Here is a 685-nt window from a genome sequence, read left to right on the forward strand (position 1 = left end):
GACGGCCACACAGTTCAAGGCCATCAGTTCGGGCCAGATCGCGGCGCTGACGACCGAGCAGGCCAAGTCGCTTTCGACCGATGACTTCGCGGCCATCGGGACCGGGGGCCTGAGGGGCCTGACCGGCGCGCAAGCTGCCGCCCTGACGACCGAGCAGGTCAAGTCGCTTTCGACCGATGACTTCGCCGCCATCGGGACCGGGGGCATGAGGGGCCTGACCGGCGCGCAAGCTGCCGCCCTGACGACCGACCAGATCGTGGCGCTGACCACGGCGCAATCTGCATCGCTTGTCAGCGCCCAAGTGTCGGGCTTGCTGACCGATCAGATCGCCGCCTTGGTGTCCGATGACCTGCGCGCCCTCAACACCGGCGCCCTGCGCGGGCTGAGCACCGAGCAAATTGGTGCGCTGACCTCGGACCAAATCGGTAACTTGACGACAGTGCAAGTCAACGCTTTGACCGCCACTCAGATCCAGAATCTGAGCACGGACGACCTCAATGCGCTGACGGCCACGCAGTTCAAGGCCATCAGCTCGGGCCAGATTGCCGCGCTGACAACCGAGCAGGTCAAGTCACTGTCGACCGATGACTTCGCCGCCATAGGCACCGGCGGCATGAGGGGACTCACCGCCGCCCAAGCCGCTGCCTTGACGACCGACCAGATCGTGGCGCTGACCACGGCGCAA

At 65.7% G+C, this 685-nt stretch carries 1 pseudogene; it reads left to right on the top strand.

Annotated elements, in window-relative coordinates:
• Nucleotides 1-685, top strand: a pseudogene (locus LNV09_RS24010) (heme utilization protein); the annotation flags it as partial.

This window comes from Paucibacter sp. B2R-40, from assembly GCF_025717555.1.
Taxonomy (GTDB): domain Bacteria; phylum Pseudomonadota; class Gammaproteobacteria; order Burkholderiales; family Burkholderiaceae_C; genus Paucibacter_A.